This window comes from Dietzia sp. MNB45, assembly GCF_051994785.1.
GTDB lineage: Bacteria > Actinomycetota > Actinomycetes > Mycobacteriales > Mycobacteriaceae > Dietzia > Dietzia kunjamensis.
Window position 1 is genome coordinate 1,107,975 of record NZ_CP163397.1, and the last position, 22,961, is coordinate 1,130,935.

Annotated in this window: 16 protein-coding genes and 1 tRNA gene; 9 read left to right on the forward strand and 8 right to left on the reverse strand. The window is 71.7% G+C overall.

Translation table 11 applies throughout. From position 1 onward, the window contains the following. Positions 1-31 precede the first annotated feature (31 nt). Positions 32-556, forward strand: coding sequence for a DUF421 domain-containing protein (locus tag AB5G72_RS05345; protein WP_182634531.1), 525 nt, complete (start codon positions 32-34; stop codon positions 554-556). A gap of 65 nt (positions 557-621) precedes the next feature. On the opposite strand, the gene AB5G72_RS05350 is transcribed toward AB5G72_RS05345, so the two are convergent. Both AB5G72_RS05350 and AB5G72_RS05355 read right to left on the reverse strand, forming a co-directional pair. Continuing rightward, the gene (locus tag AB5G72_RS05350) at positions 622-1,128 is read right to left on the reverse strand and encodes a gluconokinase (protein WP_253003349.1); all 507 of its coding nucleotides are present in this window, start codon (positions 1,126-1,128) and stop codon (positions 622-624) included. A gap of 14 nt (positions 1,129-1,142) precedes the next feature. Then, positions 1,143-2,018, reverse strand: a complete 876-nt coding sequence (locus AB5G72_RS05355; RefSeq protein ID WP_440221142.1) for a maleylpyruvate isomerase family mycothiol-dependent enzyme — start codon at positions 2,016-2,018, stop codon at positions 1,143-1,145. A gap of 45 nt (positions 2,019-2,063) precedes the next feature. Between AB5G72_RS05355 and AB5G72_RS05360 the strand changes: the two genes are divergently transcribed. Continuing rightward, positions 2,064-3,449 carry a glucose-6-phosphate dehydrogenase gene (locus tag AB5G72_RS05360; protein ID WP_440221143.1) on the forward strand — a complete coding sequence of 462 codons (1,386 nt, stop codon included), beginning with the start codon at positions 2,064-2,066 and terminating at the stop codon, positions 3,447-3,449. Between the two features lie 54 nt (positions 3,450-3,503). Here the strand turns inward: AB5G72_RS05360 and AB5G72_RS05365 are convergent, their stop codons facing one another. Then, a complete protein-coding gene (locus AB5G72_RS05365; RefSeq protein WP_120286360.1) occupies positions 3,504-3,650 on the reverse strand; it encodes a methionine/alanine import family NSS transporter small subunit in 147 nt (48 codons plus the stop codon). A gap of 3 nt (positions 3,651-3,653) precedes the next feature. Further along, a complete protein-coding gene (locus AB5G72_RS05370; RefSeq protein WP_440221144.1) occupies positions 3,654-5,288 on the reverse strand; it encodes a sodium-dependent transporter in 1,635 nt (544 codons plus the stop codon). A 170-nt stretch (positions 5,289-5,458) separates the two neighbouring features. On the opposite strand from AB5G72_RS05370, the gene AB5G72_RS05375 reads away from it, so the two are divergent. The 3 genes from AB5G72_RS05375 to AB5G72_RS05385 all read left to right on the forward strand — a co-directional run bounded on the left by AB5G72_RS05375 (position 5,459) and on the right by AB5G72_RS05385 (position 16,429). Further along, a complete protein-coding gene (locus tag AB5G72_RS05375) occupies positions 5,459-6,034 on the forward strand; it encodes a hypothetical protein (protein ID WP_440221145.1) in 576 nt (191 codons plus the stop codon). A gap of 354 nt (positions 6,035-6,388) precedes the next feature. After that, a complete protein-coding gene (locus tag AB5G72_RS05380) occupies positions 6,389-15,874 on the forward strand; it encodes a fatty acid synthase subunit beta domain-containing protein (RefSeq protein ID WP_440221146.1) in 9,486 nt (3,161 codons plus the stop codon). Between the two features lie 24 nt (positions 15,875-15,898). Continuing rightward, a complete protein-coding gene (locus AB5G72_RS05385) occupies positions 15,899-16,429 on the forward strand; it encodes a holo-ACP synthase (protein ID WP_440221147.1) in 531 nt (176 codons plus the stop codon). A gap of 235 nt (positions 16,430-16,664) precedes the next feature. Here AB5G72_RS05385 and AB5G72_RS05390 read toward each other — a convergent pair whose 3' ends face one another. Together AB5G72_RS05390 and AB5G72_RS05395 are read right to left on the reverse strand one after the other, a co-directional pair. Then, the gene (locus tag AB5G72_RS05390; RefSeq protein ID WP_154830494.1) at positions 16,665-17,453 is read right to left on the reverse strand and encodes a TetR/AcrR family transcriptional regulator; all 789 of its coding nucleotides are present in this window, start codon (positions 17,451-17,453) and stop codon (positions 16,665-16,667) included. 7 nt (positions 17,454-17,460) lie between these two features. Further along, complete coding sequence (locus tag AB5G72_RS05395; RefSeq protein WP_120286354.1) at positions 17,461-17,967, reverse strand: peroxiredoxin; 507 nt, start codon at positions 17,965-17,967, stop codon at positions 17,461-17,463. 151 nt (positions 17,968-18,118) lie between these two features. On the opposite strand from AB5G72_RS05395, the gene AB5G72_RS05400 reads away from it, so the two are divergent. Further along, positions 18,119-18,394, forward strand: a complete 276-nt coding sequence (locus tag AB5G72_RS05400) for a DUF3618 domain-containing protein (RefSeq protein ID WP_067719851.1) — start codon at positions 18,119-18,121, stop codon at positions 18,392-18,394. A gap of 341 nt (positions 18,395-18,735) precedes the next feature. Here the strand turns inward: AB5G72_RS05400 and AB5G72_RS05405 are convergent. Then, a tRNA-Lys gene (locus tag AB5G72_RS05405) sits at positions 18,736-18,808 on the reverse strand. Between the two features lie 201 nt (positions 18,809-19,009). Between AB5G72_RS05405 and AB5G72_RS05410 the strand changes: the two genes are divergently transcribed. Continuing rightward, complete coding sequence (locus AB5G72_RS05410) at positions 19,010-20,242, forward strand: L,D-transpeptidase (RefSeq protein ID WP_132062068.1); 1,233 nt, start codon at positions 19,010-19,012, stop codon at positions 20,240-20,242. A gap of 4 nt (positions 20,243-20,246) precedes the next feature. Continuing rightward, positions 20,247-20,459: a hypothetical protein gene (locus tag AB5G72_RS05415; protein ID WP_067719850.1), complete on the forward strand. Its 213-nt coding sequence runs from the start codon at positions 20,247-20,249 to the stop codon at positions 20,457-20,459. Positions 20,460-20,546: 87 nt separating this feature from the next. On the opposite strand, the gene AB5G72_RS05420 is transcribed toward AB5G72_RS05415, so the two are convergent. After that, the gene (locus tag AB5G72_RS05420) at positions 20,547-21,788 is read right to left on the reverse strand and encodes a cation:proton antiporter domain-containing protein (RefSeq protein WP_440221148.1); all 1,242 of its coding nucleotides are present in this window, start codon (positions 21,786-21,788) and stop codon (positions 20,547-20,549) included. Positions 21,789-21,914: 126 nt separating this feature from the next. Between AB5G72_RS05420 and AB5G72_RS05425 the strand changes: the two genes are divergently transcribed. Beyond that, positions 21,915-22,901 (forward strand): DUF2804 domain-containing protein, encoded by a 987-nt coding sequence (locus AB5G72_RS05425; RefSeq protein ID WP_440221149.1) that lies wholly within the window; start codon positions 21,915-21,917, stop codon positions 22,899-22,901. The last annotated feature ends 60 nt before the right edge of the window (positions 22,902-22,961 follow it).

Here is a 22,961-nt window from a genome sequence, read left to right on the forward strand (position 1 = left end):
AAGGAACCGTCGTGGTCGGTACGGTCCGGGCATGTGGTTCGACAACTGGTCCGACATCCTCCGGATACTCCTCGTGGGCACCGCGGCGTACGTCTTCCTCGTGGTGGCGATCCGGGCGTTCGGCAAGCGCACCCTCGCGCAGCTCAACGCCTTCGACTTCATCGTCACCGTCGCGCTGGGTTCGACGCTGGCGACCATCATCCTCAGCTCCGACGTGTCGTGGGCCGAGGGCGCGGTCGCCCTGGCGCTGCTCGTCCTCCTGCAGTACGTCGTCTCCCAGTTGAGGCGACTGCCGGGCGGGCGTAAGGCCCTCACCGCACAGCCGACTCTGCTCGTCCGCGACGGGGTCATCCTCGACGACCAGCTGGCGCGGCACCGGCTCACGCACGCCGACATCCGCCAGACCCTCCGCTCCTCGGGTATCGGGGACCTCGGCGAGGTCGCCGCCGTCATCCTGGAGAGCGACGGGAGCAGGAGCGTCATCACCGGTTCGCAGCTGGGCAACGGCTCCGTTCTCGACGACGTCCCGGGGTGGCCGCGACGCGACGCGGACTGACCCGCCGGCGAGGGGGCGCGGACTGACCCGTTGGCGGGGTGCGTCAGAGGGCGGCGAGAACAGGGTCAGAGAGCGGCGAGGACCTCGTCCGCGATCTCGGACACCGGCAGCGTGATCGGGCAGACGATCCCGGTCTCGTCGGCCTCGAGCGGCTCCACGGTGCTCAGCTGGGACTCGAGGATTCGCTGGGACGCGAAGTGCCCCCGGCGGGCGGCGAGTCGGGCCGCGATGAGCTCGGGGTCGGTGCCGAGTTCGACGAAGAACACCGGGCGCTCCACCTGCCGCAGGATGTCGCGATAGGCACGTCGCAGCGCCGAACACGCGACGACGAGCCCCGTGCCGCTGCCCATCGTCCGATCGCGTTCCCGCATGCCGGCCCGGACCGCGGCCAACCACGGCCGGCGATCATCGTCGGTCAGGGGCTCACCGGCGCTCAGCTTCCGGCGGTTGGCGGGCGGATGCACGTCATCGGCGTCGAGGAACGGCGCACCGAGGCGTTCGGCGATCACACGGGCGACCGTCGACTTCCCGGCGCCCGAGACGCCCATGACGACGATGTGAGGTCCGGACACGGGCGACGACGGCGTCAGATGGTGAAGGCCAGCGACCCGAGGATCGTCCGGCCCAAATCCTCGTCGCCACTGATCTCCACGCCGCTGCCCGGCTCGGCGACGATCCGGCCGGTCGCCGCGCGGACGAAGGTCGGGGTGTCGAAGACCAGTTCCACGGTGGGCTGCGCGGTGTCGTCGACGTCGGCGAGGGCTGCGCGTCCGTCCACGACGACATCGGTGGCCAGCGGCAGATCGGTGCCCGCCTCACCCGTGACGCGGAACCGGACCCGGGAGCCGTCCGGCGCGGCGGCCTTCTTGCCGACGATGCGGGGCAGGGCAGTCACGATCTCCCCGACCGCGAACCGGCCGATGTCGCCGCCGAGGTGATGCTGCATCCCGATGGCCTGCCGGATGTCGTCCTCGTGGATCCAGCAGTCGAAGACCCGCACGCCCATGAAGCGGCGGAACGGAACGCGGCCGACGGGGGAGTCGGTCTCGGCCTCGAGGTCTGCGGCGCTCATCTCGGAGAGCTGCTCCGTGCGCTCGGCGACGACGTCGCGGAAGTCCTCGAACGCGTCCTCGACAGCCAGCGGGCGCGCCTCCTGTACGAACTTCTCGTTGAGCTCCGCTATCGGGTTGAGCACATACTCACGAGCCGAAGCCGGCAACTCGATATCCGGGACCTCCTCGCCCGCGAGCAGGTGCTCGGTGCCCGCCACGTGTGCCACGACATCTCGGACGGTCCACCCCGGCAGAGGGGTCGGTGCGATCCAGTCGTCTCTCTTGAGCCCGGCGAGCAGTTCGTCGAGGCGCTTCCACTGCTGGATGAGGTGACGGATCTCCTCGGGGGCCTGCCCGGCAGGCTCGGCGGCGGGGGCGTCGGTCGTGACATCGGGGCTGTTGGTGTCCATGGTCACACGCTACTGCGGCGCCGCCCCGCGGGTAGCGTCTGCGGCATGTCGCCGACCACGACCGACCGTCCCACCCTCGCGATCCTGGGAGCCGGTGGCGACCTCACCGAGCGACTCCTGCTCCCCGGGTTGGGGACCCTGCTCGCCACGGATCCCGACCGTGACGTCACCGTCATCGGCTCCGGGCGTTCCGGGATGGACGACGGTGACTGGCGCGACCTCGTCCGCGGTGCGTTGCGCGCCGGAGACCGCTCCCCGGAGCAGGTCGACGGGATCGTGGACTCGACCCGGTTCGTCGAACTGGACGTGACGGACGCCGAGGCCTTCTCCGACTTCATCGACGGGCTGGACGGACCGGTGGTGCTGTACTTCGCCCTCCCACCGGCCGTCACGGCCGCAGCGTGTGAGGGCCTGCGCGGGCGCCCACTGCGCGACGACGTGCGGTTCGCGCTGGAGAAGCCGTTCGGCGACGACCTCGCCTCGGCGCGCAGGGTGAACGCACTGCTCACCGACCTCGTGCCCGAGGACCGCGTGTACCGGGTCGACCACTTCCTCGGGGAGGCGACCGTGCTCAACATCCTCGGCATGCGGTTCGCCAATCGCATCATGGAGCCGGTGTGGACCGCGGAACACGTGGAGCGCATCGACGTGGTCGCGGACGAGACGCTCGCCCTCGAGGGCCGCGCCGGGTACTACGACTCCGCGGGCGCGCTCGTCGACATGCTCCAGTCCCACCTGCTGCTGGTGATGGCGCTGGCGACGATGGATGCACCCGCGCGCCTCGACGCCACCGAACTCCACGACCTCATCGTCACCACGCTGCGTGCGACGCGCGTGTGGGATGGCGATCCGCTCGTTTCCTCGCGCCGGGGCCGCTACACCGCCGGGCGGGCGGGTGGCAGGGACGTGGTGTCCTACGCGGATGAGGACGGCGTCGACCCGGCTCGGGGGACCGAGACGTTCGCCGAGGTCGTCCTCGAGATCCGGAATCAGCGGTGGGCCGGGGTGCCGGTGCGCCTGCGGTCGGGCAAGGCGCTGGGCGAGGACTCGATGCGGGTGACGGTGACGTTCCGGCCGCCGCGCCACGTGCCCGGGGCGTTCTCGGGGGATGTTCCGCCGACCCGGCTGACGATCGGGATCGCGCCCGACCGGGTGTCCCTCGACCTGGCGACGAACGCGGCCGACGACCGGTTCACGCTCGAGAGCACCCGGCTGGCCGCTGACCTGGGGGACAGCGAGCTGCTGCCGTACGGGGAGGTCCTCGGACGCATCCTCGACGGCGACCGACTGCTGACGGTCCGCGGTGACGTGGCCGAGGAGTGCTGGCGGATCCTCACTCCGGTGATCGAGGCGTGGGAGGCCGGCGGGGTCCCGCTCGAGGAGTACGAGGCGGGTTCCGACGGCCCGGCGGTGGGCGACCGCCGGGAATGACCCGGCCCCGGGTCCGTGGGCAGAACCGGGGCCGGGAGCTGCGGTTGGGCGGGGTCAGCCCCTGCCGCGTTCCGCCGCTTCTCGGACGGCACCCTCGTCGACCCCGTCGGGGTGGCTCGCGTAGTGGACGATGCTGGCGACGAGTCCGCCCCAGATCACGAGCAGGAACAGGACCATCATGATGATCGCGGGAGCATCCATTGCTCAGGCCTCCTTGGTCTTGCGGGGGGACGCCGTCGCACCGGACGGGCGGTCGGCGGCGGGAGGGGTGAGGCCCTCCTCGTAGGCGAAGTCGCTCGGATCGTCGTCGACCGTCGGGGGGCCGTCGAGCTGACGGGACCCGCGCCACGGCAGGAGGGACAGGACCACCGACAGCACGAGGATCGTGGCGATCATGCCCCAACCCCAGACGCCGAGGACGGATGCCTCGTACCCCTCGTACGGTTCGGAGATCAGGGTCATGATCTCGCGGATGAGGGAGTAGCCCAGCACGAGCGGCGTGATGACGGCCAGGCACACGATCCAGAACGTGCCCACCCTCCACGAGGACACCGAGTTGAGGTGGTCGCGCAACTGCGGGGCGAGTCGCATGCCGAAGATCACCACGACCAGCGCGATGAGCGAGATGCCGACGATGCCCAGACTGTTGACGAACTTATCGAGGATGTCGAGGTTCTGCAGGCCGGTCTCGGTGGGCATGAGCAGCAGGGAGATGACCGCCATCGGGACGCCCACCGCCAGCGTGGCCGCGGTGCGCGAGGACCCGATCTTGTCCTGGAAGGACGAGATGACCACCTCGGTGATGGAGATCAGGGACGTGAGGCCCGCCAGGATGAGGCAGAGGAAGAACACGACGCCCCAGATCGGCCCGCCCGGCATCTGCGAGATGAGGGCGGGGAAGGCGATGAACGCCAGGCCCGGGCCGCCCCCGACATCGTCCCAGCCGGCTCCCGCCGACGTGGTCACCAGGAAGCCGAGGGTGGCGAAGACGCCGATGCCGGCGAGGACCTCGAACGCCGAGTTGGAGAAGCCCACGACCAGGCCGGAGCTGGTGAGGTTGGTCTTGCGCTTGAGGTAGGACGAGTAGGTCAGCATGATGCCGAAGCCGACCGACAGGGAGAAGAAGATCTGACCGTAGGCGGCGATCCACACGGACGGCTCCGTGAGGACGCCCCAGTCGGGCGTGAAGAAGTTGTTGAGGCCCTCGAGCGCCCCCTCGAGGAAGAGGGAGCGGACCACCAGGGCCGCGAACAGGGCGACCAGCAGCGGGACGAAGAACATCGCGGTTCGTCCGATGCCCTTCTGCACGCCGGCGAGGAGGACGCCGAGGGTGGCGATCCAGACCACCGCGAGGACGATGGCGATGCCCGGCACGAAATCGATGCCGAACCCACTGCCCGCGCGGAGGAAGTCCTCGGCGAAGAAGGTCGCGGACTCCTCGTAGGTAGAGCCCCACCGCTCATCGAGCGAGAACCAGGCGTAGCTGGCAGCCCAGGCGATGATGACCGCGTAGTAGACGGCGATGACGAAGGAGACCAGGACCTGGATCCACCCGATGGGCTCGGCGAACCGGTTCATCCGCCGGAAGCTCAACGGGGCGGATCCGCGGAAGCGGTGACCGATCGCGTAGTCGAAGAACAGCAGGGGGAGACCCGCGGTGAGGAGCGCCACCAGATAGGGCAGCAGGAAAGCGCCGCCGCCGTTGTCGTAGGCCACGAAGGGGAAGCGCCAGATGTTGCCCAGGCCGACGGCGGAGCCGATGGCGGCGAAGACGAAGACGGAGCGACGGGAGAACGTCTCCCGGGGCTTCACCCCGCTCCGGGTGGTTGGTCGTGTCATGGGACGACTCCTTGTCGACGGGCGGGCCCTCGGGCCCGCGCGGTCCTGTCATGGGACGGTGCGTGCGTCCCCGGCGTGTACCAACTTCTAGCCCGGCCGTTGCGTGTTGGTGACCGGATCGACGCAATCTCTGCATCGAGATGTGTGACTCGTGGGAATACGGTAAGCCCATGAGGACCGATATCGGCACACGAAGCGCGGAGAACCGTACGTCTGCATTCCGCGCGGTGGTGTCGGCGGTCGTCGCCGGTGTCCTCGCGGTGGGTGCGGTGAATCCGGCGATCGCCTCCGCTCCGAGCACAGCAGGCCCGGCAGGCCTGGTCGGCTCACCGGCCCCCGTGGTGGCGCCGGTCCCGGTGACGCCGGTCCCGGGGCCTGCGGACCTCGTGGGGGAGACGGGGTCGTGGTTCGCGCACGGGTACACCCTGGATCTTCGCGCGGACGGGACGGGAACCTTCGCGGTGTGGGTCGGCGCCTTCAACGGGACCCGGATCGACGTGAGCCTCATCCCCGCTCCGGGGCCCGCCACCGTCGCAGAGGTGGTGGGTGTCGAGACGGTCGGCGCCGGCGCCCTGGGGCCGGACGGGACACCGGGCATCGGGGGACTGGTGACCATCGCCTTCGGCGCCCCGGTGCGGACGGCGCATGTCGAGTGGACGTCGGGGCCGCGACGACTCTCCGCCGATCTGTGTCCCACGGAAGGCCTCGACGCGGTCGCCATGGCGATCCTGCGCTGCGGCGCCTGACGCAGACGGGCCCGGGTCCGGCCCGCGACACGATGCGGGCGCGGTCGCGGCACGCTGCGGGGGTGTCCGCGACACGCCGTGGGGGGTCGGAGAACGCCTGAGAACGAGATAACGATCGGATAACGAGGCCGTTGAGAAACCTGAGGCGTCCCTCACCTGTCGATATGAGGTTCGCATCATGTCTTTATGTGGTGCGGATCACTTGGCGCGCGGCGAAAGGGGCCCCTGTTTCGGTCGCGCGTACCCCCTCAAGCTGAGGAACCCCTCAAGTTCGTGTGGCAATCTGTGTCCTGCGCCGTAACCGCTGGCCGGCCGACGCGATGTCCCTGACGCAGTGCCCAAGGAGTTCCCCACGTGACGATCGATGACCGCGACCTCACCCCCCGCCCGCTCGAGACCGGCTTCGCCGCCCGCCGCGGCGCCCCCGCTCTCGCAGACGAGCTCCGTGAGGGCACGGCCTATGCGCTCGCCTTCGGTGGACAGGGCATCGCCTGGCGCGACGCGCTGAGCGACCTCATCGACGGCACGGGTATCGGACCGGAGCTCCAGGACCTCGTCGACGCCTCCGTCGCGTTGACCGAGCCCGTCCACGACGAGATCGCCGTCGTCCGCACGCACGGCTTCCGGCCCATCGAGTGGGCCAACACCACCACCGGTGAGGACGAGGACGGCGCGGACCTGCCCGACGACGCCTCCCTCTCCGCTGCCGCGGTCTCGCTGCCCGCGGTGCTGCTCACGCAGATGGGTGCCCTGCGGGCTCTCGCCGCCGAGGGCTTCGACGTCAATGACACGACCCCCGCGGCCGTGGTCGGCCACTCCCAGGGCATCCTCGCCGTCGAGTCGGTGGAGACCTTCGGGTCCATCGACGACCGGCTGCTGGCCGTCGCCGAGCTCATCGGCGCCGCCGCCACCCTGGTCGGACGGCGCGTCGGTCTGTTCCGCCGCGGCGAGGCGAGCCCCATGGTGGGAGTGTCGGGGATCGACGGCGAGGACCTGCGCACGCTGGTCGACGAGCTGTTCGCCGGCGTCGACGCCACGATTCGCCCCACCGTCTCCATCCGCAACGCGCAGCGCCGTCACGTCGTGGTCGGTCGACCGGACGATCTCGAGGAGCTGCGTCGCCACTGCGCCGACCTCGAGGCCGAGTCGCGTCGTCGCCGAGAGGCCAAGCTCACCGGCGGCGAGATCTTCGCCCCCGTCTTCGACCCGCTCGACGTCGAGGTCGGGTTCCACCACCCCGCGATGGCCCCGGCCGTCGACGTCGTCTCCCGCTGGGCGGAGCGCTGTGGCCTGGACGCCGACCGCGCCGCCCACCTCGCCCGCCAGGTCTTCGCCGAGCCGGTCGACTGGGTGGAGGAGATGGCCGAGACCCTGCACGCCGGGGCCCAGTGGATCCTCGACATGGGCCCGGGCGAGGCGCTGACCCGCCTCAACCGCTCCGTGATCCGCGGCCAGGGCGTCGGCGTGGTCGCCGCCGCCACCCGCGGCGGCCTGCGCAACCTGTTCACCCCGGGTGCGACCCCGCCGATCGAGCGGCCGTGGACCGCGTTCCAGCCGCAGTTGGTCACCCTGCCCGACGGCAGCGTCCACGTGGAGACCTCCTTCACCCGCCTCACCGGCTGCTCGCCGATCCTCCTCGCCGGAATGACGCCGACCACCGTGGATCCCGCGATCGTCGCCGCCGCGGCCAACGCGGGCCACTGGGCCGAGCTCGCCGGCGGCGGCCAGGTCACCGAGGCGATCTTCGCCGAGAACACCCAGCGCCTCACCGAGCTCCTCGAGCCCGGTCGCAGCGCCCAGTTCAACTCGCTGTTCCTCGACCCCTACCTGTGGAAGCTGCAGGTCGGAGGCAAGCGTCTCGTCCAGCGTGCCCGCGCCGCGGGAGTGCCCTTCGACGGTGTGATCGTCACCGCCGGCATCCCCGAGCTCGACGAGTCGGTCGCCCTCATCGAGGAGCTCACCGAGGCCGGCCTGCGGCACGTGAGCTTCAAACCGGGCACCGTCGCCCAGATCCGCCAGGTCGTGCGCATCGCCGCCGAGGTCCCCCACATGCCGGTGATCGTCCAGGTCGAGGGCGGCCGCGCCGGCGGTCACCACTCGTGGGAGGACCTCGACGCCCTCCTGCTTGCCACCTACGCCATGCTGCGCGAGCGGCCCAACGTCGTCCTCTGCGTCGGCGGTGGCATCGGCACCCCCGAGCGGGCGGCCGACTACCTCACCGGGTCCTGGGCCAACGCCCACGGCTACCCGGCCATGCCCGTCGACGGCATCCTCGTCGGCACCGCCGCCATGGCCACCCTCGAGGCCACCACCAGCCCCCAGGTCAAGCAGATGCTCGTCGACACCGTGGGCGTCGACGCCTGGGTCGGTGCCGGTCAGGCCGACGGCGGCATGGCGTCCGGCCGCAGCCAGCTCGGTGCGGACATCCACGAGATCGACAACACCGCCGCGCGCACCGGGCGCCTCCTCGACGAGGTCGCCGGTGACGCCGAGGCCGTGGCCGCCCGCCGCGACGAGATCATCGCCGCGATCAACGGCACCGCCAAGCCGTACTTCGGCGACCTCGACTCCATGACCTACGAGCAGTGGCTGCGCCGCTTCGTCGAGCTCTCCCTCGCCCCCGGCGCCTCCGTCGACGGGTCGAGCACCCACACCACGGACGACTTCGACCTGGGCGCCGACTTCGGCGGCGACGTGGCCGACTGCACCCGCTCGGTGTGGCTCGACCCCACCATCCGCGAGCGCTTCCACCGCATGGTGCAGCGCACCGAGGCACGACTCGACGCCGCCGACACCGGTCGCATCGTCTCGGCGTTCCCTCGCGAGGAGTCCATGGAGCGCCCGGCCGAGGTGATCGCCGCCCTCGCCGCCCGGTACCCCGGGCTCGCCGACGCCGTGCTGCACCCGGCCGACGCCGCCGAGTTCTTCGACATCTGCCGTATGCCCGGCAAGCCCGTGCCGTTCGTGCCCGTCATCGACGGTGACGTGCGCCGCTGGTGGCGCTCGGACTCGCTGTGGCAGGCCCACGATCCGCGCTACGACGCCGACGCCGTGTGCATCATCCCCGGCACGACCGCCGTCGCCGGCATCACCCGCGTCGACGAGCCGGTCGGTGACCTCCTCGACCGCTTCGAGGCCGCCACCGCCGAGCGCGTGTCCGGCTACATGCCCTCCACCGAGGCCGTGAGCAGCCGCCGCCGCGGGATCGTCACCACCGCCTCCGGGCCCGTCGCCGACGTGCTCAACAGCCCCGACGTCACCTGGGCCGGCCGTCTCGTCATCAGCCCCGTCCACCGCCTCGGCGTGCTCCACGCCTGGGAGATCGACGCCGACGGCGTCGGCCGCCACCCCGTCTCCGGCGCCGTGCTCACCCCGGCCGCCGACGGCCGGACCGTCGACCTGACGCTGCCCGTCGGCCCGACCGAGATGACCATCACCATCACCCTCGGCGACGCCGTGGCCACCGGTGCCGCGCCGGTCGTCACCGACGCCGCCGCCGAGGCCGCCATGCGCACACTGCTCGCCACCGCCGCCGGCGTCGGCCGCGGCGGTGCGGGTGGCTCCGTGATCGACGCCCTCCCCGAGGTCGACGGCAACACCGCCACCGCGCGCTTCACCTTCGAGCCCACCCTCGCCGTCGACCACACGGGCGTGACCGCGGGCAGCCTGCCCACCTCGCTCGTGCCGTCCGCCGGCGTCCCGGACGCCCTCGTGGGCGCCGCCTGGCCCGCCGTGTTCGCCGTGCTCGGCGAGACGCGCCGCCCGCGTGGCACCGGCACAGTCGTCGAGGGACTGCTCGATCTGGTCCATCTGGACCACGGCGTCCGCATGCACGCGGCGCTGCCGCAGCAGGAGACCGACCTCGTTGTCGTCGCCCGGTCCGGCGGTGTCCGCGACACCGACCTCGGTCGGGTGGTCGAGGTGTCGGTCGAGGTGGCCGCGGAGGACTCCGACGGCACCCGCACCCCGCTGTGCACCCTGTCCGAGCGGTTCGCGATCCGCGGCCGCACGGGCCGCGCCGAGGTGGGCGACCCCCGCCCCGCCGGCGGCGCCCTCGTCACCGCGTCCGGTGGGGCCGCGGAGCCCGCCGAGACCTCCCGCCAGGCGCGCGTGTCCACCACGATCACGGCGCCGCACGACATGACCGCGTTCGCTCTGGTCTCGGGCGACCACAACCCGATCCACGTCTCCGACACCGCGGCCGAGCTGGCCGGACTGGGCGGCGTGATCGTCCACGGCATGTGGCTCTCGGCCGCCGCGCAGCACGCGGTGCAGGCCTCGGACGGGAAGACCCCCGCCCTGCGGATCGCCGGCTGGACCGCCCGCATGCTCGCCCCGGTCCGCCCGGGCGACCACATCAAGGTCCGTGCCGTGCAGACCGGCCGCCACGCCGGCGGCCAGGTCCTCGAGGTCACGTGCACGGTCGACGGCGCCACCGTCATGGCCGCCACCGCGCTGACCGAGGCCCCACGCACCGTCTACGCCTTCCCCGGCCAGGGCATCCAGGCCAAGGGGATGGGCATGGAGGGCCGCACCCGCTGCCCCGCCGCCCGCGAGATCTGGGACCGCGCCGACAAGCACACCCGCTCCGCCCTCGGCTTCTCGATCCTGGCGCTCGTCCGCGAGAACCCCACCGAGGTCACCGTGCGCGGTGAGGTCCACCGGCACCCCGACGGCGTGCTCTACCTGACGCAGTTCACCCAGGTCGCCATGGCCTGCCTGGCGGTGGCGCAGCGTGCCGAGCTCGAGGCCGACGGCCTGCTCATCGAGGACGCGTACTTCGCGGGTCACTCGATCGGCGAGTACGACGCCCTGGCCGCCATCTCCGGCGTGCTGGCGTTGGAGCCGCTGCTGGAGATCGTCTTCCAGCGCGGGTCGACCATGCACCAGCTGGTGCCGCGTGACGCCCACGGCCGCTCGGACTACCGCATGGCCGCGATCCGTCCGTCCCAGATGGGGATCTCGGACGACGAGGTCGCCGACTGGGTGGCCGGCGTCGCCCTCGAGTCCGGCGAGTTCATCGAGATCGTCAACTACAACCTGGCGGGCTCGCAGTACGCGCTCGCCGGCACCGTCGCCGGATGCAAGGCACTGGAGAAGGCCGTCGAGCGCGAGCTCGAGCAGTCGGGTGGCAAGAACGCCTTCATCCTGGTGCCCGGTATCGACGTGCCGTTCCACTCCACCGTCCTGCGTGGCGGGGTCCCGGATTTCCGGGCCACCCTCGACGCGCTGATCCCGCACGACATCGACATCTCGGTGCTCGTCGGCCGGTACGTGCCGAACCTCGTGCCGCGCCTGTTCAGTCTCGAGCGCGGCTTCGTGCAGGAGATCGCCGATCTCGTGCCGGCCGACTCGCTGGCCGAGGTCCTCGCGAACTGGGACGAGTGGGCCGCCACCCCCACGCGACTGGGCCGCCTGCTGCTCGTGGAGCTGCTGGCCTGGCAGTTCGCCAGCCCGGTCCGGTGGATCGAGACCCAGGAGCTGTTCTTCACGCCCGTAGAGCGTGGCGGACTCGGTATCGAGCAGTTCATCGAGGTCGGTGTCTCCAACGCCCCGACCGTCGCGAACCTCGCCTCCAAGACCCTCGACCTGCCCACGCACCGCGGCCCCCGGGCCCAGGTGATCAACATCGAGCGCGACTCGGCGACGTTGTACGGCACCCTGCCGCCCAGCGTGGAGGTCGACGACGACGAGCTGGACGCCGGCGACGGCTCCGCCTCCACCGGCTCCACGACCACTGGTTCGACCAACACCGCGGCTGCCGACCAGGCAGCCCCCACAGACCCCGCACCGGCCGTCAACACCCCCGGCACGGCCGGTGCGGACCGATCAGACGCGGCTCCGACCGCGACCGCCGCCCCCGGTGCACCCCGCCCGGACGACCTCGAGTTCGGCGCGCCCGCCGCCACCCGCATGCTGGTGGCGCTGCGCACCAAGGTCCGTCCCGAGCAGATCGCGTCCGGCGACTCCATCGAGACGCTGTGCGACGGCGTGTCCTCGCGCCGCAACCAGTTGCTGCTGGACCTGGGTACCGAGCTGAGCCTGGGCGCCATCGACGGCGCCGCCGAGGCGGACTTCCCGACCCTGGCCGACCAGGTCTCACGACTGGCGCGCGGATACGCCCCGTTCGGCCCCGTCCTGTCCGACGCGGTCGGCGAGGCGCTGCGCGCGGTCCTCGGCCGCACCGGCAAGCGGGCCGCCTACATCACCGAGCGCGTGACCGGCCCCTGGGAGCTCGGCTCCGGCTGGGCCCAGCACGTGATCGCCGAGATCGCGCTGGGCACCCGTGACGGCGCCTCCATCCGTGGGGGCGACCTGGCGACCCTCGACGCCTCGGGCGTCAAGGATGTGGCCGGCCTGGACTCGCTCATCGACGCCGCCGTGTCGGCCGTCGGTGCCGCGCACGGTGTGGCCGTCGCGATGCCGTCGTCCGGCGCCGGAGGCGGGGGAGTCGTCGACTCCGCCGCGCTGACCGAGTTCGCCGACGAGATCACCGGCGTCGACGGTGTCCTGGCCCGCGCCGCACGCGGCGTGCTCACCCGCCTCGGACACCTCGAGCCCGAGACGGTCGACCTGCTCGCCGAGGCCGACCCGGACTCCGAGCTGGCCGACCTCGTGGCCGCAGAACTCGGCGCCGACTGGCGCCGCGTGGTGGCCCCGGCCTTCGACGCCGGCCGCGCCGTCCTCATGGACGACCGTTGGGCCTCGGCCCGCGAGGATCTGGCCCGACTGTGGACCCGGTCCGACGTGCCCGCCGACGCGGCGGACGCCTTCCGCGGTGCCGGCGAGATCGTCGCCGAGCAGGCCCGCTGGTGGGCGGCCCGGGCGACCGATGCCCGCCGCGACGCCCTGGCGAGCGCCTACCGGGAGATCTCGGAGGTCGCGGCCGAGGAGTTCGTCGGCGAGTACGCGGGTGACGTCGCCGTCGTCACCGGCGCCGGCAAGGGCTCCATCGCCGCCGCCGTCACCGGACGCCTCCTGGCGGGCGGCGCCACCGTGGTGGCCACCACCTCCAACCTGGACCAGTCCAAGCTGGCCTTCTTCAAGGACCTGTACCGCAGCAACGCCCGTGGCGGCGCGGCGCTGTGGGTCCTGCCGGCCAACCTGACCTCCTACTCGGACGTCGACGCGCTGGTCGAGTGGGTCGGATCCGAGCACGCCGAATCGGCCGGTGGCCAGACCACCGTGCTCAAGCCGGCCCTCACCCCGACGCTGCTGTTCCCGTTCGCGGCTCCCCGCGTCCAGGGCTCGATGGCCGACGCCGGCCCGCGCGCCGAGACCGAGATGCGCGTCCTGCTGTGGGGCGTGGAGAAGCTCGTCGCCGGACTCGGTGCGATCGGTGCCGACACCGACGTCGACTCCCGCCTGCACGTGGTCCTGCCGGGCTCGCCCAACCGTGGCATGTTCGGCGGCGACGGCGCCTACGGTGAGGCCAAGGCCGCGCTGGACGCCATGATCGCCAAGTGGGGCTCGGAGAAGTCCTGGTCGGAGCGCGTGACCTTCGTCCACGCGATCATCGGCTGGGTCCGTGGCACCGGACTCATGGGTCACAACGACCCGCTCGTCGAGGCCGTCGAGGCCGCGGGCGTGTCCACCTGGTCGACGGCCGAGATGGCTGCCGAGCTGCTGCGCTGGTGCACCCCGGACTTCCGCTCCGCGGCCGGAGACGCCCCCGTCACCGTCGACCTCACCGGCGGACTCGGCACGGCCGACCTGGACATGTCCGCCCTCGCGGCGGACCGCCCGGCCGCCTCCACCGAGACCTCGACAGAGGACGCCGCGGGCACGATCGCCGCGCTGCCCTCGCTGCCGACGGTCACCGCCGACGAGCGTCCCGAGTGGGGCGAGGTCACCCAGCAGCTCGAGGACATGGTCGTGATGGTGGGCGCCGGCGAGGTCGGCCCCTACGGCAGTGCCCGCACCCGCTTCGAGGTGGAGACCACCGGCGACCTCACCGCCGCCGGCGTGGTCGAGCTGGCCTGGTCGACCGGGCTCATCACCTGGGAGGACTCGCCGCGCGCCGGCTGGACGGTCACCTCCTCCGGTGACCCGATCGACGAGGCCGACATCGCCGAGCGTTTCCACGACGAGGTCCTCGCCCGGGTGGGCGTGCGCACCTACGCCGACGATTCGCGCGCGGAGATGTTCGACAACACCTCGCCGCAGCTCACCTCGGTGTTCCTGCCGGAGGATCTGTCCTTCGTGGTGGACGACGAGGCCCAGGCCCGCGCCTACCAGTCCGACGACCCGGAGAACACCGTCGTCACCCGCAGCGAGGACGGCGAGTGGACGGTCACCCGCAAGGCCGGCACCGAGATCCGGGTGCCGCGCCGCGCCACCCTGACCCGTGTGGTCGGTGGGCAGATCCCCACCGGCTTCGACCCCACGGCGTGGGGCATCCCCGCCGACATGGTCTCCGGTATCGACCGGGTGGCGGCGTGGAACCTGGTCGCCACCGTGGACGCCTTCATCTCCTCGGGCTTCACCCCGGCGGAGCTGCTGGCCCACGTCCACCCGGCCGACGTCGCCAACACGCAGGGCACCGGCATGGGCGGCATGACCAGCATGCGCTCGCTGTACATCGACGGCATCCTCGGCCGCAGCCGCGCCAACGACACGCTGCAGGAGGCGCTGCCGAACGTGGTGGCCGCGCACGTCATGCAGTCCTACGTCGGCGGCTACGGTTCAATGGTCCACCCGGTGGCGGCCTGCGCCACCACCGCGGTGAGCGTCGAGGAGGGCTTCGACAAGATCCGCGCCGGCAAGGCCGAGTTCGTGGTGGCCGGCGGGTTCGACGACCTGTCCACCGAGGGCATCCAGGGCTTCGCCGACATGTCCGCGACCGCCGACTCCGCGGCCATGGCGGCCAAGGGGATCGACGAGCGGCACTACAGCCGGGCCAACGACCGGCGGCGCGGCGGGTTCGTCGAGTCGCAGGGCGGCGGCACGATCCTGCTGGCGCGCGGCGACGTCGCGGCCCGCATGGGCCTGCCGGTCACGGGCGTCGTGGCCTGGGCCGGGTCGTACGCGGACGGGGCGCACACTTCCATCCCGGCCCCCGGCCTGGGTGCGCTCGGTGCCGGTCGCGGTGGGCAGCGCTCGCCGCTGGCCCGCGGGCTCGCACAGCTCGGCCTGACCGCAGACGACGTGGCCGTGGTGAGCAAGCACGACACCTCGACCAAGGCCAACGACCCCAACGAGTCCGACCTGCACGAGCGGCTCGCCGCCGCGATCGGTCGGTCGGAGGGCAACCCGCTGTTCGTGGTGTCGCAGAAGTCGCTCACCGGGCACGCCAAGGGTGGCGCCGCGGCCTTCCAGCTCATCGGGCTGACCCAGATGCTGCGGTCGGGCACGCTGCCGCCGAACCGCGCCCTGGACTGCGTCGACGACGTCCTGGACCGCCACCGCCACCTGGTGTGGCTGCGAGAGACCCTGCAGCTTGGCGGTGACCTGCCGCTCAAGGCCGGTCTGCTGACCTCGCTGGGCTTCGGCCACGTCTCGGGCCTCATCGCCGTCGCCCACCCGGAGGCCTTCCACCGGGCGGTCGCCGCGGAGTACGGACAGGACGAGTCCGAGCGCATCCGCGAGGCCGGCCTGCGGCGCGAGCGTTCCGGCGCCCGTCGCCTGACCGATGCCATCTACGGCGGGGAGGCGCTCTACGCCCGTCCCGAGGCGCGTCGACTGGGCGAGGGTTCGGCCGACGAGGTCAAGGAGCGCGAGGCCGCGGTCCTGCTCGATCCGGCCGCGCGACTCGACTCAGACGGCATCCTCGCCGCTGCGGGGTCCACGGACACCGGGCCCGCGGAGACAGCCGCGTCTGCGCAGACCGCCGGCCGGTGACGGCCGGGCAGTGACGGCAGAGCAGTGACGACCGGGGTGAGAGGCGTCGGGGTCGACATCGTCGACCTCGGCGCCTTCGCCGCGTCTCTGGCCGAACCCGGCACGCGGCTCACCAGGGCGTTCTCGGCCACCGAGCGCAGGCAGTGCCGCGAACGCGCCGAATCCCGCGGGGCGAGACCGGGGGAGGCCACGGTGTCGTCGTCGTCAGGTGCGTCGGGGACCTCGGCGCCTGCGACCTCGGGGCCGGCGCCCGCCCGCCGGGAGGACCCGCTGGCGCGTCACCTCGCTGCCCGCTGGGCGGCGAAGGAGGCGGTCGTCAAGGCATGGTCGGCGGCGCTGTATGGCGAGCCCCCGCCCATTGCCCCGGACCTGCTGCGGTGGTCCGAGATCGAGACCGTGTGCGATAACTGGGGTCGACCCTCCGTGCGGCTGGGGGGAGAGGTGGCCCGTCAGGTGGCCGCGACAATCGGCGAGGGCGCTCGTTGGAACGTTTCACTCAGCCACGACGGTGGATCGGCGATCGCGTTCGTGGTGCTCGAGGGCCCGGGCGGCTAGTAGCGCGGCCGCCAGCCGCTGTGCGCGCCGGGCTGCCGTTTGCGTCCGGCCACCGCCGCGCCGGCGACTAACGCGTCCTCTTCGGCTTGTGCGTCCGGTCTGCTCGCAGATGGAGGTGCCGTGCGCTCTGAATGGTCCATTCCGGGCGCGCACCTGTCGGTGGAGTCGGTGCGACGCCACCGGGTCGGTAGCGCCCACCCGCGGGAACAGGCCCGTCGGGCCGCCGCCAGGCGGGTCAGTCGCTCTGGGCTGCTTCCTTCTCCGCCAGCCAGAGGTAGGCGGTGAGCATCCGCTTGAGCTCGGTGACGGTGGCGTCGTGGATGTCCTCGCCACCGGCCGAACCGCTGCTCGCGCCGGAGGAGACCCCGCTGCCATCCCCGGGGTCCGCGCTGGTGACGGGGCCCGGGGGGACGTGGCCGGCGCTGACCGAGAAGTTGAGCATCGAGTACGCCACGTGGACCAGGACCTCTGCCATGAACGCGCGGCGCTCACGCTCGGTGGCGGGCATGAGCGGTGCCAGCACGCTGGCGATCATCCGGGCGATCTCGCGCTCGTTCACCGCCGCCGTGGCGCGGGTGGCGGGAGTGGCCTGCGTCGCGAGCCAGACCGCCCGACGGGAGGGGTCGCGCAACCACAGGTCGGCCAGGTGGTCCAGGAAATCGTTGAGCAGCTCGGGCCAGTCCAGCGCCGGGATCTTCTGGGCGAACCGCTCGACCTCCTCGATCACCCCGTGGGCGTCCTGGCGGTCCAGCTCGCACACCAGCACGTACTTGTTGGCGAAGAACTGGTACAGCGTCCCGATCGGAACGCCCGCACGTGAGGCGACTTCCTCGCAGGTGAACGAGTCGAATCCCACCTCGACCAGCACTTCCCGGGCCGAGGACAGTAGCGCCTGGAATTTCTTGCGGCTGCGCTCCTGGATGGGCCGGCGGCGGGGGACGAGGATGTTCGGTTCGTCCTGGACGGCCTCGTCGGTGGGATCCTGCGGCGGCTCCTGCGCGCGTTCGGACGAGTCGGTGGTCATGGGTGGGTCAGCCCTCCGCGGGATCGGATTCGGGCAACTCGATCTCGAGCAGCTTGGCGACCATCGCCACGTGGCCCTTGGCGCGGACGTTGTACCGGGCCATCGACACGGTGCCGTCGGAGTCGACGACAAAGGTCGAGCGGATCACGCCCATCACCGTTTTGCCGTAGTTCTTCTTCTCGCCGAAGGCTCCCCACTCGGTGAGCATCGTCTTGTCCGGATCCGACAGGAGGGGGAACGTGATGCCGTACTTGTCACGGAACCGCGCCAGCTTCTCGGGGGCGTCGGGGGAGACGCCGACCACGCCGAGGCCAGAGTCGTTCAACTGTTGCAGCGCGTTCTCGAAGTCCACGGTCTCAGTGGTACAGCCCGGTGTCATCGCGGCCGGGTAGACGTACACGAGGACCTTCCCGTGCTCGGCGAGGAGCTCCCGGAGCGACGTGGGTGTGCCGTCGGCGTCGGGGAGGGTGAAGGCGGGGGCCGTCTGGCCCACCTCGAGCCGTGGTGCGGTCACCGGTGCTCCTGGGGGTCGGTTCGGGGCGGCGGACCATCCCAACCTATCCGATGCTTCGGCGCACGGGCGCGGATCCACGCCGGGTGCAGTAGCGTGGGCGGGGTCAAGAACCCGCGGGGCGCCCCGCGGACGAGCGATCGACGGAGGTCTCGTGTCCAGGAGTTACGACAGCATCGAAGGCGACATCGCCAAGGCGCGTGACGATCTCGCGACGACCTTGGACGAGATCATCGACCGGGTGAATCCGAAGAACCTCGCGTCCGAGGGCAAGGAGCGCGCCACCGCGGCACTCAAGGACCCGCGCGTCCTGGCGGTGCTCGGGGGTATCGCGACGTTGGTCGTCGGCGGGATCACCGTGTCAATGGTCAACAAGCGCAAGGAGCGTCAGCGCATCGAGGCCTACCTGGCGGCCCGTCGGGCCCTCTGAGTCGACCGGCCTCGCCCGGGCGTCCGGAGCCCCGCCCGGGGACCCTGCCCGCCCGGGCGTCCGGAGCCCCGCCCGGGGACCCTGCCCGCCCGGGCGTCCGGAGCCCCGCCCGGGGACCCTGCCCCGGCGGAGTCGTCGCCGCCCGACTCCCGAGAGCGTTCCGCCCACCCCCGTCACCGGGGGCGTGTGCGGGACGCTCTCGCCGTTTCCTCTCGGCTTCCCCGGTCGTCCCGTCCGACCGGCCACCCGTTGAGCCCCGCTCTGACAAGCGATCCGCTGCGGGGGAGGCGGCCCGGCACACGAAAAAGCCCCGGGTCGTGGACCCGGGGCTTTCTCTCTTGTGCGCCATCAGGGACTCGAACCCCGAACCCGCTGATTAAGAGTCAGCTGCTCTGCCAATTGAGCTAATGGCGCTTGCTTGGTGCGAGAGAAACAGTAACAGCAGCCGGGCTGGTTCACGAAATCGACTGGTCAGAAGGGGTGAGGCGGGGTTGAGGTCCCTGCGGCCCCAGGAGTTTCGATATGGAGTGCGGCCATGTGACCAGGCATACTGGAGGGGACATCTTCTCGGCCGCGGCTGCGTCCGCGGGGAAGCGCACGTCGGAAGGGGCATCAGTGAACGTGAGCACAACGGATCGGACGGGGCGGCGAGCGACCGGAATCTGGTCGAAGGCCCGCCTCGGACTGGCCGTGGTGTTCACGGGGACGCTCCTGCTCACCGGCTGCACCATCGGCGACGGCGGTGCGCAGGACACCCAGGTTGCCGAGGCACCGGCGGAGCCCTCCGCCGTGATCGACCTGTCGGTGGCGGAGGGTTCCACCGACGCCAACCCGGTCGAGCCCATCGTGCTCACCGCGAGGGACGGCCGGTTCGATTCGGTGGTGATGCGCAATCCCGAGGGCCTCCAGGTCGAGGGCGAGTTCAACCCCGAGTTCACCGAGTGGCGCACCACCGAGGAGCTCGGCTACGGCCGCCAGTACACGCTGGAGTCGACTGCCACGGACGAGGCTGGCCTGGTCACCCGGAAGAACGCCAGCTTCACCACGCTGACGCCCACCATCATGACGGCGGCCTACCTGACCACGGGTGAAGGTTCCGTGGTGGGCATCGGACAGCCGGTCGCGGTGATGTTCGACGAGCCGATCGCGGACCGTCGGGCGGCTCAGGACAACATCCACATCACGACCGAGCCCGCGGTCGAGGGCGCGTTCTACTGGGTCTCCGACCAGGAGGTCCGCTGGCGTCCGGCCGAGTACTGGGCGCCCGGCACCAAGATCGACGTCCACGTCGACATCTACGGCCAGGACCTCGGCGGCGGGATGTACGGCCAGCAGGACGCCCAGAGCAGCTTCGAGATCGGCGACGCCGTGATCTCCCGGGTGGACGACTCGACCAAGCAGATCGTCATCGAGCGCAACGGCGAGGTCGTCAAGACCATGCCCACCTCGATGGGCAAGGCCGCCACCCCGACCCCCAACGGGGTCTACGTCATCGGTGAGAAGCACGCCTCGATGATCATGGACTCGTCGACGTACGGCGTGGCCGTGGACTCGGCCGAGGGGTATCGCACCCCGGTGCAGTACGCGACCCGGATGTCGTACAGCGGCATTTTCGTCCACGCCGCGCCGTGGTCGGTCTGGGCGCAGGGAAGCCAGAACACGAGCCACGGCTGCCTCAACGTCACCACGGCGGACGCGAAGTGGTTCTACGACAACGCCAAGCGCGGCGACATCTTCGAGGTCACCGGCACGGTGGGCGACACGCTGCCGGGCTGGGACGGCCTGGGCGACTGGAACGTCCCGTGGGAGACCTGGAAGGCCGGCAACGCCGAGCAGGGCGCGGCCTGAGCCGATGGACTCCTCTCGGCTGGGCTTGTGGATCGGCATCGGGATGGGGATCGGCGTGGCGTTCGGTGCCGCGCTGGACAACATCGGGCTGGGCGTGGCCCTGGGCCCGTCGGTCGGGGTCATGATCTGGGCGGTGGAGGCCGCCCATCGCGAGTCGCGCGGCCCGGACGGTGACGAGCTCGACGCGGGGACCGGCGACAGCCGGGACCTCGAGTAGAACCCCCGGGTGACCGGCGGGCCCCGAGTGCAGTGGTGAGAACCCCGAGGCAGGGGTGAGAACCCCGTGGCGGGGTTCAGGACGACTTCAGGACGACGACGACGAGGTGGGCGACCTCGGATCGCGCTCTGCGGCCGCCCGAAACAGCGCGCGTCCGGGTGCGGCGGTGAGGCCGTGCGCGACGGTACTGGCCACGACGATCAGCGTGCCCGCGCCGAGCAAGACCGGGTCCGCGCCCGCGCGGGAGGCCTCTTCCGTCAGGTAGAACACCGCCGCGACGCCGACGGGCCCGAACCAGCCGAGGTAGGCGGCGCCCCGAGGCTTCAGCCCTAGCGGTCTCATCACGGCGAGGATCAGCGGCGGCCGGCGCAGCAGCAGCACCGCGGCCGTGAGCCACACCGCCCCCCATCCGAGCCGGCCCCACTCGGCCCACGGGATCATCGCGCCGAGGGCGACGAAGAAGGGGATCACGGCGAACTGGTTGACGGCCTCGTCGATCTCCACCTCGGTCCGGCGTTCACTGCCGGAGCTGGCGACGTTGAACGCGAGTCCGGCGACGAACGCGCCGAAGATGCCGTTGACCCCGATGATGCCCGATACTCCCAGGACGAGCAGCGCCAGGAGGAGCGTGTACAGCAGAATCGGCCCGGTCTCGGTGTCGTGGTGTCGTTCCGAGAAGTGCAGCGCCTTGGCGGCCGCCACGCCCGCGATGATCCCCACGACGAGGGCGCCCGCGATCTGCCAGGCGGCCTCACCGGCCGCCTGCCCGGCAGTGAGCGGGGTGGCGACCGCCAGGGCGACCAGGACGAGTGGGAGGGCGAGCCCGTCGTTCGCGCCCGATTCGAGCGACAGAAGCTGGCGGTCGTGCTCCGGCAGGTCCTCCTCGGCCTCCTCTCCGGTGACGACGCTCGACGCGAGGACGGGGTCGGTGGGGCAGATGGCGGTTCCGAACAGCAGGGCGAGTGCGAAGGGGATGCCGAGCACCCACATCGCCAGCCCGGTTGAGACGAGCGCCATCCCGGGCAGGACGAGCACCAGCAGCAACGCGAGTCGACGCCAGTGCGTCCTGATCGCTGAGAAGGGGTACCGCAGGGCCACGCCCATCACCGAGATGGCCAGGAGGATCTCCGCGCCGTGGTGGAGGGTCGAGTGCTCGGCCACGATGTCGGGCACGTCGAACACCCCGAGGACTGCCGGCCCCAGGACGATCCCGGCGACGAGCGCGAGCAGTGGCTCCGTCACGGGCCACTGGCGTAGTCGCGCGGAGAAGGCCACGATCACCACCCCGAGCGCCCCGACGATCGCCAGCAACACATCGAGCGTGGACAACGGTTCCTCCCCGGGGCAGTCGGATCACCCCGCACCATAGGAGAGCCCGGGCGCTTTCGCATCCGTGCCCTCCGCCCGCCGCGGCCCCTCGCCCGCCGCGGCGCAGGCACCTGCAAGAGTGATCGCATGACCGAGCGCGAGATCACCCGGCCCGTCGACCTGGCCCGCGGCCGCCGGCTCAACCCGGAGGGGGTGGGCTGGTCCCGGGCGCCCGTGCACCGCACGCGTATCGCCGGCTGGGGTCGCACCAAGCGCTGGGAGTACTGGGGGATCGTCACCGACCGCTTCGTGGTGGGGCTGACGGTGGCGGGGCTGGACTACCTGGCCAACTGCGCGGTTTACGTCCTGGACCGCCGGACGGGCGAGGAGACGACGCGCAGCGGCATCCGACCCCTGCATCGGCCGGGCTTCGGGGATGCGCCCGGTGACGGGACCCTGCGCGCCGCGGCCGGCGTGGGTGCGGGGCGCGTGGGGATCGAGATCGACGACGACGAGGGACGCACCTCCATCCGTGTGCAGGCGCGGGGACTGCAGGTGAGCCTGGAGGTCACCCGGCCCGGACACGACAGTCTCGCGGTGGTGGTGCCGTGGAGCGAGCGCCGGTTCCAGTACACGCTCAAGGATCTCGCCAATCCCGTCACCGGCACGGTGACCCTGGACGGCACGACGCACGGGCTCGGCACGGGGTGGGCGGTCCTGGACCGCGGGCGTGGCCGCTGGCGCTACGCGACCACCTGGAACTGGGGCGCTGGCAGTGGGGTGGTGGACGGTTCGACGCGCGCGATCCAGGTCGGCGGCAAGTGGACGGACGGCACAGGCTCCATCGAGAACGGGATCCTGGTGGACGGCCGGATGCACAAGCTCGGCGAGGACCTGCGGTGGAGCTACGACGTGGCGGATCCGGCGGGGCCCTGGCGGGTGCGGGGTGAGCGCCTCGACGCGACGCTCACGCCGTTCCATCTACGCCGCGACATCACCGAGCTCGGAGTGCTGGCGGTGAAGACGCACCAGGCGTTCGGCGTCTGGCACGGCACCGGGGTGCTGGACGACGGGTCGCAGGTCTCGCTAGACGGGCTGGTCGGCTGGGCGGAGCAGTCCCGCAACCGCTGGTAGCAGCCGGCGCGGCGATACCCCCGAGAACGTGAGGCGAATCGGCAGAAAGGAGCAAGGCCC